This window comes from Salegentibacter salarius, assembly GCF_900168265.1.
Lineage (GTDB): Bacteria > Bacteroidota > Bacteroidia > Flavobacteriales > Flavobacteriaceae > Salegentibacter > Salegentibacter salarius.
Window position 1 is genome coordinate 62,215 of the sequence record NZ_FVZF01000005.1, and the last position, 13,660, is coordinate 75,874.

Sequence of the window (13,660 nt, forward strand, 5' to 3'; positions counted from 1 at the left end):
AGTTTTCTATGAAGAATAAAAAAGCAAAAAATAAAAGCTTTAAGAAGTTTATTGCTAAACTTCATTTATGGCTGGGACTTGGTTCCGGTCTTATTGTTTTTATAGTGGCTGTTACTGGTTGCATCTTTGTTTTTCACGATGAAATTAAAGATATCACCAGGGATTACCGAAAAGTAACTCCTGAAACTTCAGCATATGTTGCGCCTTCCAATCTTCAAAACAAAACTAAAAATATTTTTCCTGAAGCCCAACCGGGAATGGTAGTTTACCAGGGTAGTGATCGGTCTGCTTTTGTTTATTCGATGATAGATGATGAGCCGCATCATATTTATTTTAATCCTTATTCTGCTGAATTTCTTCAGAAAGAAAATCTTGAAAATGACTTTTTTCTTATCGTGGAAGATTTGCATATGCATCTCTGGCTTCCGGAGAAAATAGGAAAACAGGTGGTTGGGATCTCCACGCTCATTTTTGTTTTTATGCTTATTTCAGGAATAATACTCTGGTGGCCAAAAAAACAAAAAAACCTTAATAAAAAACTTCAAATTAAATGGAATGCAAAGTGGCGGCGCGTTAATTATGACTGGCATAGCGTAACCGGATTGTATATTTCATTAATTGCCTTGTTTGTTGCCATTACAGGACTTAGTTTTTCTTATGAATGGATGAATCACGGCCTTTATGATCTGGCAAACTTTTGGCAGGAAAAGCCGAAAGATGAATTGAATATTCAGTTTGAAGAGGCCGAATATTCTGAAAATGCTATGGATATTGCTTTAGCTAGAACCTTAAAACTAAAGCCTGAAGATGAAATGTTCTTTGTTTGGGAGCAGGGTGGAAGCGCGCCAATAACCACGGGTTCCTATCCTGATGCGCTGGATTATGACCATCAGTCAAATTTCTATTTTCATCCTAAAACCGGGGCATTACTAGAAGATCACGAGTACTCCAGCAAAAGTGCCGGGATGAAATTACAGGAAATGACCTATGGTTTACACACCGGGCAATATTTTGGGATTACCGGTAAGATTATCGCTTTTTTTGCCAGCCTGTTTGTGGCCGCACTACCCGTTACTGGTTTTCTTATTTGGTACGGTAGAAGAAACAAAAAACAAGCAGCTATTAAAAAATAGAACAAACTTTTATTAAGAATTAAATTGGTAATTCTAGCTAAAAATAATATTCTATAAGTAGTATAAAAAAATTATAAACCTGATTCAGATGGCTTAAAAGGAGATGGTTACTCCAAAGTTAACATCATGAAATAAATTATCAATAGGCACTATTGGTGATGAATCATAGATATTTTGATATAGAAATCTTAATCCTAAATATTGTGTAAAATTGTAGGTTAGTTCAAAACTACTTGCCAGCCTATAATTTTTGAATGGCGAAGAATAGGTAGGTTGGTAATAGCCGCTAATATCCAGATCGAATAAATCACCGAGATTTTGTTTTAAACTTATATAAGAATTACCTCGTACCTTATTTACTTCAATGGGAGATAAGTTTAGCGGCAAGAGCTTATCTTTTACACCGGAGTAGTCCCAACGCTCAAATTCGTATAAACTACCAATACCAAAAAACAAAGCAGTCTGTTCTTTTACAATGGCTCGCCATCTTAAGTTTAAGCCAGCTGCATATTTTCTATCCAGTCCTCTTACTTCATTCCAATGCATCTGGTAAAAAGGTTCCAATGCTATCTTTTTGCTTTGCAGATTCATATATTCTAAATATAAAAAACCACCACTCATTAGGCTTTTATCACCAAAAAAGCTGTATTCAATTTTATTGGCGATAGTAAAGGCATGATTTTTTATTCGAATTGAAATATCTGCCGTATTTTCTATTTCAAGAAATTCTTCCTTTAAATTTCTAAATCTAAAACTTGGCGTGAAGTTCCCTTTTACAATTTGTGCTGTATCTATTACTACATTAAAATTCTCTGTATGCAATACCTGGGAAAATAATTTTTGCTGTGAGCCAATAGCACAAACAAAGAATAGAAAAGTAAATAGCTTTTTTTTCATTTTTTGGAATTAATAAAAAAGCAGGATTAAACATTTTAAGTTGAAGCCTGCTTATAATTTTAAGCGAATAAGGATTTTAATTTATCAAATCCCTCTTTAAAAGAATCTGAAGCAGATGAGAAAGCCTGTTTTACTTCTTCCCATTTCTCTTCAGATGCATTTTCTAAATCTTCATATTTAGCTTCCAGGTCAATTTTTTTGGCTTCCAGGTCTCGCAGCGTTTCATCATATTCCGCTTTTGCATCTTCCTTTGCAGCTTCTCTTTTAGCTTTTAATTCGTTAATTTTAGCAGAAACCTCATCTATAGATTGTTTTGCTTTTGCTTTAAATTCTTCTTGATTCATTTGTTTAATATTTATGTGTTATTTCCTACTCTTACAGCTTTTCGGATGACGCTTTATTAAAATTTTGCTAATTTTTTTCAGGAACTAATAGGGTAGCTCTTGTAATTTCGGTCCCAGATGGAAGGCAATTTCCTTCTTCATTTTCTGCGGTTATAAAAACTTCTACCGGTTGGTAAGGAAATGAAGCTTTATAAGTAGATTTTTCAGCATTTTCCTGGGTAAAGTGACCTGCGTTTCTAACCACCCCGGCCTCTGAAACTGCCCATATAACATATAATTTTTTTGGAGGTTCTAATCTTTCTGGTGCAGCAAGGTTATTAGCTTCTATTGTAACTTCGTAGTTTGATTCTCCTTGTTTTTTAATTTCTGCAGAAATATCTGCGGCAGGAGCAACTTTAGAAACAGGAAACTTAATAGTTTCTGAACAGGAAGACATTGTAGCCAGGATAAAAACGATTGATAGCAATTTTATAAATTTCATATTAGTTATATTTTAGTTGACGATAATGGTTCTACTTGATTTTATTAGTTTTATTTAATTAAATATTGGTTTTTTCTAGTTGTTATCTTCTTTCTGTATGTTGAGATGCAAAGAATTTGAAGCATCATAATTTTTTAATTCAAGAATGGAGGCAGGTAAACTAAAACCTTGTGAAACCAGTGCTGCGATTACGTTATTCATCACCTGGGAGCGAATGCTATGATGTACCGATCGTTTTGAAGTGCTAAAGGTGTCTACCCAAAATTTTACATTTATATTTATAGTGTTTGTAGCCAATTCACTAATAATAATCGCTGGTTTTTTGTTTCCTAGCAAAACTCCATCTACCTTATTTACTGTTTCTAGGATGTTTTTAATGGCCTCTGTAGGATTATTTTCGTAGGCGATACCCAGTGTGAACTCATAGCGTAGAAATCCGTCTAAAGTATAATTAAACAACGGGTTTTTTAGAATGATAGAATTTGGTAGAAAGACATCTTTCCCATCGGGAGTTTTAATAAGAGTTTCTCTAATGTTAATATCCTTCACAAAGCCTTCAATACTATTTACTTCAATTAAATCGTCTAATCTAAAGGGACTTTTAAAAGCCAGGATAATTCCTGCAAGAAAATTTTCTCCAATATCTTTTAGAGCAAAACCTATTACAAAAGTTAAAAGACCTGCTCCTGCTAATACCTTATTCGTAAAATCATCTAAGCCCAGTAGGTATAGGGTTATTAAAATGATAATGGACTTAAGTGTAAATCCGGTAATTTGAGAAATAAAAGTAGCGGTAATATGGTTGGGTGATTTTTTTATTAAACGCAGTCTTATTTTTCGCTTTATAAAATTGGCGATAAAAAAACCAACAATTAAAAATAAAATGGTGAAGGCCAGGTTAAGATAGTTTAACCTAAAATATTCTAAAATATTATTGTAAAAATCACTTGTCTTTTCCAAATTATTCAGTTTTTGATTTAAAGACTCTCCAGCTTATACCTGTACTCACAAAATAGTCGGTTACATTTTGATTATCTCCAAACCCGGCAAAAAGATCTACAGAAACGTTGTTGTTAATTAGGTAACCTAATCCTGTATCGAACCTGGTTTGGTAGACCGATTGGTTTACCTGGCCATAATTTTCTATAAATCCACTAAGCTGTTTGTAGATGGGAAAACCAAAATTAATTACATATTTTCCGGTTGGTTTGGGATCATTGCCGCTATAAGATAAAATCCAGTTTGTGGCTAGGCTCATATTTTTTGGCAAACCCCAATTGGCCACAAAAACCATAGCCGGTGCTAAATACTCACTTCCAAAATCATCAGATATATTAGGTAATTTTAATCGCATCTGGAATGCTGTAGCAGGAAGCCATTCTTTTTGATCATTTATATTTACCCGAAATCCTAAATGTAAATTACTTAATCCTTCCAGGCTCCTGGTGTTATTATTAAGCTCAAATTCCTGGTATTTATAGTCAATAACCGCACTAAGTTCTACTCTTTCTAAAACACCATACCTAATAACGTTATTAGAAATAAAACCTTCGGGTAAATTTGCTTCTGAAGTGCCAAAATAGTCAAGCCCCTGTTGAAATTGCAGCACATTAGAACCTACGGTAAACGCGCCAATAGACTGGCCGGGCCTTCCGGTTCTAATAGTTTCATTAAATTGTCCAAAACAATAAGTTGATAGTATAAGTAATAGAAAAGTAGTTAAGTTTTTCATTGATTAGTTTGAGATGTGATTTTGATCATCGAGTTCTATATGTCTTGAATTTTATCCCGAACTTGTTTTGTTCAATTTAGGGTTTTTAATTTTCCTCCTAAATCTACATAAAATGTTATTTCAACCCTGCGTTCGCTGTTTACAATTTTATTTGAAGCAAAGGTATCGGCAAAATTTTGCAAAAATATTTTATTTAAAGGTAAAAATTCGGCTACGGTATCTTTAATGTAATCCAGTCGGGAATTAGTGATCTTTTTATTCACTATAGTATTTCCGGAAACATCTGTATAGCCCGAAAGTATTGCTTTTTCAATCGATTCGTTTTGTGCTATTTCTCTGATCCTTCCCATAATATTGTTGCTGGGTGTTGTCTTACCCATATCATAATATGCTGTTATTAGTACCGAATCAAGTTCCCTGGCTTGTAACGCCGGTACCTGAACAGTTTTATAAACCGTATCTGTTTTTTGAATTGTGTCCGGTACAGAGTTTAACTTTCTACGCAGTTGCCTAATGGTATCGTTTTTAATATTAAGCTCTTTATATATTGCTTCTAAATTGGTGTTTTCTCCAGAGGGTACTAAAATTTCCTTTACCTCATGAACAGTGTCTGTTAGTTGTGGCCTTTTCTCATCTAATATGAGTTGCTTTTGTAATTGCCGGATTATCTCATCTTTCTCCCTAAGTTCCTGATAAAGAAATTCTTTATCCCCAGCTTGAATTTCGTCTTCCTGAATTCTTATAGTTTCTTCAAGAAGGTAGATACTATCCTGTTTTTGCTGCAAATTTTGAAGCGATTGCAGTTTATCTTTTCGCTGCTTTAAACTGTCTGTTTTTGTTTTATAGACAGCATCTCTACCATTTTTTAGCTGCTCTCTTAGTTGAGATATGGTGTCCTTTTTATTCCTAAGACTATCTAGAACCTCGAGATGGTTTAATTTTAGTTTGATAAAGCTATTATCTGTATCATTAACAGGATATTGCTGTAGCATACGAATTTCTAAATGCAATAACTGCAAAGAATCAGACATATCGCCAAGTCGTTCTCTAACTTGCTTTAGATATTGATTTTCTGCAGGAAGATTAGATAAAATCGACTTCCGGGATAAGTTTACCAGGGAATCTATTTCAACTTTAGATATTGAAATTTCTTTATTCTCTAAAATGCTGTCGCTTAATTTATTGCCATTGGGTTGTGCTGCCATAATTGGCGCGTAATCCTTATCTACATATAAACCGGCATAATTTATTTTCTGAACATTGCAAGCGGTAATTGTTGCAGCAATTAGAATTATTAAACCAATTACTTTTATTTTTTTATTCCTAACCATAAATCAAGTTCTAAGGCTAATCCAGCCGTTGGTAAAATAGATAAATTATTAAAGTCTTGTGTTCCTTTCTCTCCAATTATTAATACTCCTGCATTAAAGCGAGCCACTTTAAAAAATCTGAAACCAAGCCCTGTGTACAACGGTAAGTCTATTCCTGGGGTTACATATTCTGTTCCTTCAGCATCTACAACAGGTTCCAATAAAACTCCTGCAGAAAAACCAAAAGAATCTAATACACGAGATTTTGTTGCCAGTCTACTCTTATTATTAAAAGGAATGGTTAAGCCAATTCCTGGGGTAAAGTCTACATTTTCTGCTGAAGTGTTATTGATATCTACCGTTTTACTCCAGGCATACATACCAAAGTTTATAGGCAGGGTAAAAACTTCCTTATCGGTTTTAACAGATTTAATATTAACTTGTTTGTGATGTTGTACAAGTTCGCTATTAAAGAAAGGGGCAAGTTCAGAGCTAATTAATGCCACCAGGTGATCTACCTTTTTTGCAATAAGTTGGTTTGTAAGCTCATTTTTTTCATCTCTATTAGATTGTTTGAAAAGCCTGTTAAATTTGAAATCACTTTGTTTCTTTAATTCCTGAAGCACTAAAGAGGATGGTGCTTCTATTGGAATTAAGCTTTTTGATTCCTGGTATTTTAAGGATTCATGAATTAGATCTTCTAATTCATTAAAAACATTTTTAGGTTTATTTACAACCACATTTTTGCCGTCAAAATAAATATTGTTCATTAGGAGGAAGCGTATGCGATTCTCTAAATTACTTAGTAGTTTATTTTTTTGTGCCCGGTTTAAAAGCTTATAAGTAATAATTTCGAAATCATATTTTGTATTAGATTTTAAGACGGGAGGAATAACAATATTAAAAGTTTCTGAGGTATTGCTTTCAATCCTGTTCCATACATAAGAATCTAAAATATAATCTTTGTCTTCATAAAAGATATTAACCTTAACCAGTTCAATATCTTTCCCGGTTTCGCCTACTATTGTTAGGCTTTCATCAAAGGGGACTTTTGGATTATTGTAAAATGTTCCAGATTCAAAATCAATCTTCACACTTCTTTCCTGGCTAACAGAGGCGGTAAAGCTTAAGACAGTTAATATAGTAGATAGTAGTAATTTATTCATATTTTTAATCAATTGTAGAGTTGCATTTTAAAAATTCTTCATTAATAAAATTTAGTTGTTCGGTTTTTTAAATGATAAAAACGGCTTATTTACATTTAAAGCTGGGTATTATTATTTCTGTCAGTAGCTAATCTTTTTAAGATGGAAAAAAGTAAACCGCCAGATACAGCTCCCAGTATATAAAGTAGAATACTAAGAAATGATAAAGGTAATTCCAGGTGCCAACTTAAAAAAGCTAGATTCACCGTTTCAAGATTTTGAAAAGCAAAAATTATAGCTGCTGCTATCAGGAGTATTAATAAAATGGATTTTACGAAACGCATATTAAAAAATTAATGTGAATACCTTGTTATGCAGGTTTAAATACTTTTTAAAATTGAGAGTTGGGGGAGAATTAATAATAAAATATTTCTGATGGTGTAAAAATACAACAGATTAGATGCTATTTAATTATTTAAGTAAAATTTCATCTAATTAAGAGCTAAAAACAACTATTCAAGAGTTTTTATACTTGCTGGGCGTAGTTCCAAATCGCTCTTTAAACCTGGTGCTGAACATTGAAGTACTCTTATACCCACAAGAATATGCAATTTCTTTTACATTTAATTCCCCCTTATCCAGTAAGGCTTTAGCTTTATTTAATCTTTCTGTTCTCATAATTTGGGTAAAAGTCTTACCGTACAATTGTTTAAACCCGGTTTTAAGTTTTGTGCTGTTTGTACCTATTGCACGCGAAATTAAAGATAGGGTAAGTTTATTATCAAGGTTTTCATGAATATAATCTTTAGCTTTTTTAATAATAATGATATCGTGTTTTCTTAAAACTTTTGGATTATAACCCTCGTTTTTTTCCTGCTTAAATTGCTCAGTTTGGAGCCATAATAATTCCAGGGCTTTAGATTCTAGAAAAAAACGTTTAACGATACCTTCTTTTTTGGTTTTAATAATTTTTTCAATAGTATCAGCAATATTCAGCGTATAAAAGCTATGGTAAATAATATGGCTATCCATTTTTTTATTCATCAATACATCGCCAATATCCTGTGGAAGACTAAAAATATCTGATTTAAAATCTATTGAAAAGCTTTTGGTCTCTACTTGTAAAAACAGGATTTCTACATCTTTTTGGGCTGGAAAAGTAAAAATTTGGTCCTGTTGATCTTTGGCGGCTACCATGCAAGAATAATTATCTGTGAGCCTATAGCGTATGCTTGCAGAAACGGTATGTATTAATTCTCCTTTTTTGACAAAGAAAAACCTCAGGTAATTGTTGTTATCCTCTTCGAACTCAAACTTAAGTAGCGAATTAATATCTCCCTTTAAAATATTGAAATTAAATCCCTTATCAAATTCAAAACTTTTAAGAGATAAAACTCCAGCAGGTTTCGTAAAATAACTAAAGTACTCGAAATCGTCTTTGGAAAATTCTGTTTTTAAGGTTTGGTTTAAAGCCTGGTGAATTCCTTCAGCATTATTACGTTTTATTTTAATTTTCATCTTGTCTTTTGCCTAAAATAAAATCGCATCTACGATGGCACCAACAATGGCGATAAAAACGGCAAGCCACAGCGAAGGAAGAAAACCTTTTGTTTTAAAATCATCACTAAACTGATCGGCTATTTCAATAATGATAGCATAGGCAATGACCCGGGTGATAAAGCCTAGTCCCAGAAAATAAAAAATTCCGAAGGTTGCGACATTTAGTAATAAAGTAAGCACCCAACTTAATAAGAAACTAAGTACCCCAATAATAAGCGCTACAATAATAGCTGTTTTGAAGCCCTCGAGTTTCACTTTAGGCATCATATTGGCTGCGGCGAGTAAAACCAGAGCATCTATAACGATATGCACTATCCACTGAAGCATAATTTTTTTGGATTTATGGTTAGGTTACTTAAAGATAGAAAAAAATTGCTAAAAACTTGAGCAATTTTAATCAGGCTGTTTTTCCAGTGTGGTAGGTTGCTGGTTAATAATAAGCTCCCAAATAGCTTTAAAATTAGCCAATTGTTCCCGGCGTTTAATTGTTTCAGAAGAAGTATATGCTACAGGAGCAGCTTCTAAACCTTTATATTCAGCATCCAGGTTTTTAGCAATATAAAGACTTCTGGGTAAATGAAATTTCTGAGTAATTACGATAGCGTCTTCAATTTCAAATACAGTTTTAGCTCTAAACATACTGTCATACGTATCAAACCCGGAATGATCTAAAATAATATCTTCAGGAGGGACACCTTTTCTTTCCAGATGATTCTTTATCGAATTTACTTCGTCATAATCATCGGTTCTATGATCACCGCTTATTAGAAAATTTTCAATTTTATTTTGTTTGTAAAGTTGGTAGGCAGTTTCTACACGATCCTCGAGAATAGGTGATAATTTTCCGTCTGAATGTACGCTCGCTCCCAGAATTATTCCTGTTTTAGCTGAAGGAATTTCTGAAATTTCAGAATAAATAAGATTAGATGTTTCTTTTAGGATATAAGCTTCTAACCCAAATATAATGAGGATACTTAAAATAACGAAAAGTGAAAAAGCAAGGATTAGTTTTTTAAAAAACTTCATAAACTGCGCCGATTATAACACGAAGATAAAGAATAATAGTTTACCTATATGTTTAATTTATTGTGGATGCTTTAGGCATTAAACCTTATTGTTTACCTTTGAAAATCTTAAAATAAGAATTAAAAAATGAGCAATATTAAAGCTTTACAATGGCGTTATGCTACCAAAAAGTTCGATCCAAATAAAATACTTTCTGAAGAGAAAATAGACATTCTTAAAGAAGCTTTTAACCTCACCGCAACTTCCTATGGTTTGCAACCTTTAAAAATGGTTGTGGTGCGCGATAAAGAGTTACAGGAAAAGCTAAAAAGCGCTTCCTGGGGGCAACAGCAGCTAAATACGGCCTCACACGTTTTGGTAATTTGTATTGAAAAAAAAGTAGATAAGCATTTTATTGAACAATACTTTAAACGGGTAAAGCATATAAGAGAAACTCCAGATGAGGTTTTAGATCCTTTTAAAAAATCTTTGGTAGATAGTTTTGAATCAAAAGCTGAAGAAGAGGTGCACGCCTGGGCGCTAAACCAGGCTTATTTAACCCTGGGAACGCTTTTAACCGTTTGTGCTACCGAAGAAATTGATGCCTGCCCTATGGAAGGCTTTGAGCCCGATAAATATGATGAAATTCTAAATTTAGAAGCTCGTAATTTAAAATCGGTTTTGGCCTTGCCTGTAGGTTATCGAGCCGAAGATGATATGTTTTCTGAATTTAAAAAAGTGCGAAGACCACTTGATGATGTGATCATTGAAATTAACTAATAGTTTACGTATCGCGTAATTTCCAATCCGTAGCCAATCATTCCAACACGTTTGGTTTGCTGGGTATTTGAAAGTAATTTGATTTTATGAATTTCCAGGTCGTGTAGAATCTGTGCGCCTATACCAAAATCTTTATTATCCATATTTATTGGCGGAGCTTTTACTTCGCCTTTTTTCTGGCGTTCTTTTAGTTCGGCCAGACGAGGTAGAAGGTTCAAAGACTGCCTTGCAGGATTTATAAAAACAATAGCGCCGCGACCTTCTTCGTTAACTGCCCTAAACATATTATCCAGTTTTTTATCGGCATCATTGGTAAGTGTGCCCAGGATATCGTTATTAACCAGGGTAGAGTTCATACGAACAAGAATTTCTTCATCGCTTTTCCAGCTTCCTTTGGTTAGTGCAAGATGAACCTGCCCGTTTGTAGTCTGGCGGTAAGCTCTTAATCTAAATTTTCCAAAACGAGTTTCAAGATCAAAATCTTCTTTCTTTTCAATTAAAGAATCGTGTTGCATCCTGTAAGCAACCAGGGCTTCAATAGAAACAATTTTAAGATCAAATTTCTGGGCAACCTCCATTAATTGCGGAAGCCTTGCCATAGTTCCATCCTCATTCATAATTTCTACAATCACTCCTGCAGGCTCAAAACCGGCAAGTCTTGCGAAATCTATAGCAGCTTCGGTATGCCCGGTTCTTCTTAATACCCCGCCTTCTTTTGCTTTAAGCGGAAAAATATGCCCGGGACGGTTAAGGTCTGTGGGATTGGTTTCGGGATCTATGAGAGATTGTATGGTTTTAGCTCTATCTGAAGCTGAAATCCCAGTGGTAACACCTTTGCCGCGTAAATCTACAGAAATGGTAAACCCGGTTTCCATAGGATCGGTATTGTTGCTCACCATCATTTCCAGTTTCAGGTTCTTGCAACGTTCTTCGGTAATAGGGGCGCAAATGAGTCCGCGACCGTGAGTGGCCATAAAATTGATCATTTCCGGAGTCACCTTTTCGGCAGCGGCAACAAAATCTCCTTCATTTTCCCTGTCTTCATCGTCTACCACAATAATCACCTTTCCTGCACGAATATCATCAATCGCTTCCTGAATGCTGTGAAGTTTAAGGGTGTTTTGGGTAGTTGTTTCCTGAGCCATGTTGTGTGTTATTTTGGGCTGCAAAGATATTTAATCTATTTTTCTTTTCGGCTTAATAATACCAGCTTTTTTAAGGCCTTTCCGTATAGGTTCGGTAATAGTATCAAAAGCAAAAAGACCCTGATCGGTAGTGGCCCGGTAAGTAAGATAAATTCCCAATGGCAGCATAATTAAAGTGGAAAGCCAGGTAGCCCAAAACGGACTAATACTGCCATCTTCTGCACTGTTTTTAGCAAATATTCCTATAAAGTGATAGGTTAGAAAAAGTAGAATTGCAACCACCATTGGTAATCCCATTCCTCCTTTTCTAATAATTGCGCCTAATGGTGCGCCTACAAAAAAGAGCACTATACAGGCAGCAGCTAAAACGTATTTTTCGTGTAATGCTATCTCAAATTTATTAAGTTGCTTGGTTGAATTCTTTAATTCAGATTTTTTAATATTAAGATGCGAAAGTGCCCCATTTACTGAGCCGATCGATAAGTTGACAATTTGTACCGCCTGGTAAGTGTCATATTCTTCAAGGATGGTATTTTCTATTTCCTTAATAGAATCTGAAGGATTTAAATTCACCGCAATATTATCAAAATCTGTACGCTGGTACATATTTTCGGTTAAGGCTCTTTTCTTTTCATTATATGAAGTAGTAAAGGAATCTATACTCTGGCGGAGTTCCGAAATATTCAGCATTCCCTGGGTATTGCTATAACTTTCATCTTCCAGGTCTACATTATTAAAATCAGATAGATCCAGGTTTATCGTATATTCTTCAAAATAGCTTTTTGCAAAAGGTTTATCCCTTCTTTTGGAATAATCTGAAGGTTGAATTTCATCGTAATAATTACCGTCTTTCAGGATAAGGGAAAGTACATCAGAATCTGTACTTCCAACCAATTCTCCTTCTTTGGCTTTCATTACGGTAAAATTTCCGCTGCGATTTGTTTTTTTATGAATAATCACATCGGTAAGATATTGACCGTTATCGCCGCTTTTATCTTCAACTTTAATATTTATAGTTCCAAGATCGTTAAAAACGCCTTCGGTAATAGCCATTGCCGGTTTTAACTTGGCAATATTTTTCCGAAGATTTATGGATTTATATTCTGCGGCCGGAATTACATTATTTGCAAAAAAGAAGGCGGTGACACTAACCAGTAGAATAAAAACGGTTAAGCTGCGCATTGCCCGTTGCAGGGAAATCCCTGAAGATTTCATAGCTGCAAACTCATAATTTTCGGCAAAATTACCAAAAGTCATTATGGAGGTAAGCAGGATGGTTAGCGGTAGAACCAGTGGCACCAGTTTAGGGGAAAAATAGAGAAGGAATTTCAGAATAATTTCTGTATCCAAATCTTTTCCCGCCAGTTCACCTATGTACAACCAAATGGTTTGGAGTACAAAGATGAACATAAGAATTATAAAAACTGAAAAAAATGTTTTTAAGTAACTGGTGAGTATGTACCGGTCTAGTATTTTCAACTTAGTCTAATCTATTGATGTAAAAATCTTCGTAACGAGCTTCTTCAAAAGTAAAAAGGTTTTTAGCCAGCTCCTGGTCGGTTTTAAAGCTTTTTACGGTAATAGTAATTTTTGTATCGTTATCCTGGGTTTGGATAAGGTTATAAATATGTTTGGTTTGGTTATCAATCCCCAATAAAATATTCTTAACCTCGGCATTGCTGTCTTTAGGAGTTAATTTTACGTATTGAATATTGCGACCATTTACATTTTTAGCAACGTCCATTTCGTAGTTATAACCTTCTTCATAAAAGCTGAACATTTTTGAAGGGGTTATATTATTTTCTTCCTCTTCCACATAGGTAGAGATATTAATCTCCTCATCTTCCGGAATTATAGTGTAGACTTTCTTCCCATCAAACATTTGGGTAGTTCCCATCAGGTTTAATACATATTTTTCTCCTTTAATGCTAACATCGCCACGAGTTTCCTGGTTTACGTTGGCAGCATTATTTTGAAGGCTATATTTAAAATCGATCACCATATTGTCGTAGGTTTTAACCTTAGAAGAAACTTCGTTAAGAAGGCTTTCAGCTTTTTTAGAATTTTGAGCTTGCAAGCCTATGGTGAAAATAGCGAGCGTAATAAAAATTAAATTTTTCATTTTAGT

General features: G+C 34.2%; 15 protein-coding genes. 2 read left to right on the forward strand and 13 right to left on the reverse strand.

Annotation, left to right across the window (positions count from 1 at the left end; translation table 11 throughout):
* The first annotated feature begins 8 nt into the window (after positions 1-8).
* Entirely contained in the window at positions 9-1,133 is a 1,125-nt protein-coding gene (locus B5440_RS04620) for a PepSY-associated TM helix domain-containing protein (protein ID WP_070055172.1), read from the forward strand.
* 93 nt (positions 1,134-1,226) lie between these two features.
* Here the strand turns inward: B5440_RS04620 and B5440_RS04625 are convergent, their stop codons facing one another.
* The 10 genes from B5440_RS04625 to B5440_RS04675 form a co-directional block, all read right to left on the reverse strand.
* Positions 1,227-2,030, reverse strand: a complete 804-nt coding sequence (locus B5440_RS04625; protein WP_070055173.1) for a DUF481 domain-containing protein — start codon at positions 2,028-2,030, stop codon at positions 1,227-1,229.
* A gap of 59 nt (positions 2,031-2,089) precedes the next feature.
* Positions 2,090-2,374, reverse strand: a complete 285-nt coding sequence (locus tag B5440_RS04630) for a sll1863 family stress response protein (RefSeq protein WP_070055174.1) — start codon at positions 2,372-2,374, stop codon at positions 2,090-2,092.
* 67 nt (positions 2,375-2,441) lie between these two features.
* Positions 2,442-2,855: a hypothetical protein gene (locus B5440_RS04635; RefSeq protein ID WP_141728146.1), complete on the reverse strand. Its 414-nt coding sequence runs from the start codon at positions 2,853-2,855 to the stop codon at positions 2,442-2,444.
* Positions 2,856-2,930: 75 nt separating this feature from the next.
* A complete protein-coding gene (locus tag B5440_RS04640; RefSeq protein ID WP_070055176.1) occupies positions 2,931-3,815 on the reverse strand; it encodes a mechanosensitive ion channel family protein in 885 nt (294 codons plus the stop codon).
* 1 nt (position 3,816) lies between these two features.
* Complete coding sequence (locus B5440_RS04645; RefSeq protein WP_070055177.1) at positions 3,817-4,587, reverse strand: transporter; 771 nt, start codon at positions 4,585-4,587, stop codon at positions 3,817-3,819.
* Between the two features lie 71 nt (positions 4,588-4,658).
* Positions 4,659-5,918, reverse strand: coding sequence for a hypothetical protein (locus tag B5440_RS04650; protein WP_070055178.1), 1,260 nt, complete (start codon positions 5,916-5,918; stop codon positions 4,659-4,661).
* On the reverse strand, positions 5,897-7,063 hold the full coding sequence (locus tag B5440_RS04655) for a hypothetical protein (RefSeq protein ID WP_070055179.1): 1,167 nt from the start codon (positions 7,061-7,063) through the stop codon (positions 5,897-5,899). The genes B5440_RS04650 and B5440_RS04655 overlap by 22 nt, the downstream gene beginning before the upstream one ends.
* A gap of 495 nt (positions 7,064-7,558) precedes the next feature.
* Positions 7,559-8,560, reverse strand: coding sequence for a helix-turn-helix transcriptional regulator (locus B5440_RS04665; RefSeq protein WP_070055181.1), 1,002 nt, complete (start codon positions 8,558-8,560; stop codon positions 7,559-7,561).
* A 12-nt stretch (positions 8,561-8,572) separates the two neighbouring features.
* On the reverse strand, positions 8,573-8,929 hold the full coding sequence (locus tag B5440_RS04670) for a phage holin family protein (protein WP_070055182.1): 357 nt from the start codon (positions 8,927-8,929) through the stop codon (positions 8,573-8,575).
* A 66-nt stretch (positions 8,930-8,995) separates the two neighbouring features.
* Positions 8,996-9,628 (reverse strand): SanA/YdcF family protein, encoded by a 633-nt coding sequence (locus B5440_RS04675; RefSeq protein WP_070055183.1) that lies wholly within the window; start codon positions 9,626-9,628, stop codon positions 8,996-8,998.
* Between the two features lie 126 nt (positions 9,629-9,754).
* Between B5440_RS04675 and B5440_RS04680 the strand changes: the two genes are divergently transcribed.
* Entirely contained in the window at positions 9,755-10,387 is a 633-nt protein-coding gene (locus tag B5440_RS04680) for an NAD(P)H-dependent oxidoreductase (protein ID WP_070055184.1), read from the forward strand.
* Here B5440_RS04680 and ribB read toward each other — a convergent pair.
* Genes ribB through B5440_RS04695 form a run of 3 tightly spaced genes read right to left on the reverse strand, consistent with a single transcriptional unit; the run spans position 10,384 to position 13,654 of the window.
* Complete coding sequence (gene ribB, locus B5440_RS04685) at positions 10,384-11,532, reverse strand: 3,4-dihydroxy-2-butanone-4-phosphate synthase (protein ID WP_070055185.1); 1,149 nt, start codon at positions 11,530-11,532, stop codon at positions 10,384-10,386. The genes B5440_RS04680 and ribB overlap by 4 nt on opposite strands.
* 30 nt (positions 11,533-11,562) lie before the next feature.
* Positions 11,563-13,011 carry an LptF/LptG family permease gene (locus B5440_RS04690; RefSeq protein WP_079711072.1) on the reverse strand — a complete coding sequence of 483 codons (1,449 nt, stop codon included), beginning with the start codon at positions 13,009-13,011 and terminating at the stop codon, positions 11,563-11,565.
* A gap of 1 nt (position 13,012) precedes the next feature.
* Positions 13,013-13,654: an outer membrane lipoprotein periplasmic chaperone LolA1 gene (locus tag B5440_RS04695; protein ID WP_070055230.1), complete on the reverse strand. Its 642-nt coding sequence runs from the start codon at positions 13,652-13,654 to the stop codon at positions 13,013-13,015.
* Positions 13,655-13,660 lie beyond the last annotated feature (6 nt).

Bases quoted from the DNA above. Each gene is read 5' to 3' on its own strand.
- B5440_RS04625 (WP_070055173.1), bottom strand. From the start codon at position 2,030: ATGAAAAAAAAGCTATTTACTTTTCTATTCTTTGTTTGTGCTATTGGC.
- B5440_RS04655 (WP_070055179.1), bottom strand. From the start codon at position 7,063: ATGAATAAATTACTACTATCTACTATATTAACTGTCTTAAGCTTTACC.
- B5440_RS04670 (WP_070055182.1), bottom strand. From the start codon at position 8,929: ATGCTTCAGTGGATAGTGCATATCGTTATAGATGCTCTGGTTTTACTC.
- B5440_RS04680 (WP_070055184.1), top strand. From the start codon at position 9,755: ATGAGCAATATTAAAGCTTTACAATGGCGTTATGCTACCAAAAAGTTC.
- B5440_RS04650 (WP_070055178.1), bottom strand. From the start codon at position 5,918: ATGGTTAGGAATAAAAAAATAAAAGTAATTGGTTTAATAATTCTAATT.
- ribB (WP_070055185.1), bottom strand. From the start codon at position 11,532: ATGGCTCAGGAAACAACTACCCAAAACACCCTTAAACTTCACAGCATT.
- B5440_RS04635 (WP_141728146.1), bottom strand. From the start codon at position 2,855: ATGAAATTTATAAAATTGCTATCAATCGTTTTTATCCTGGCTACAATG.
- B5440_RS04630 (WP_070055174.1), bottom strand. From the start codon at position 2,374: ATGAATCAAGAAGAATTTAAAGCAAAAGCAAAACAATCTATAGATGAG.
- B5440_RS04645 (WP_070055177.1), bottom strand. From the start codon at position 4,587: ATGAAAAACTTAACTACTTTTCTATTACTTATACTATCAACTTATTGT.
- B5440_RS04695 (WP_070055230.1), bottom strand. From the start codon at position 13,654: ATGAAAAATTTAATTTTTATTACGCTCGCTATTTTCACCATAGGCTTG.
- B5440_RS04675 (WP_070055183.1), bottom strand. From the start codon at position 9,628: ATGAAGTTTTTTAAAAAACTAATCCTTGCTTTTTCACTTTTCGTTATT.
- B5440_RS04620 (WP_070055172.1), top strand. From the start codon at position 9: ATGAAGAATAAAAAAGCAAAAAATAAAAGCTTTAAGAAGTTTATTGCT.
- B5440_RS04665 (WP_070055181.1), bottom strand. From the start codon at position 8,560: ATGAAAATTAAAATAAAACGTAATAATGCTGAAGGAATTCACCAGGCT.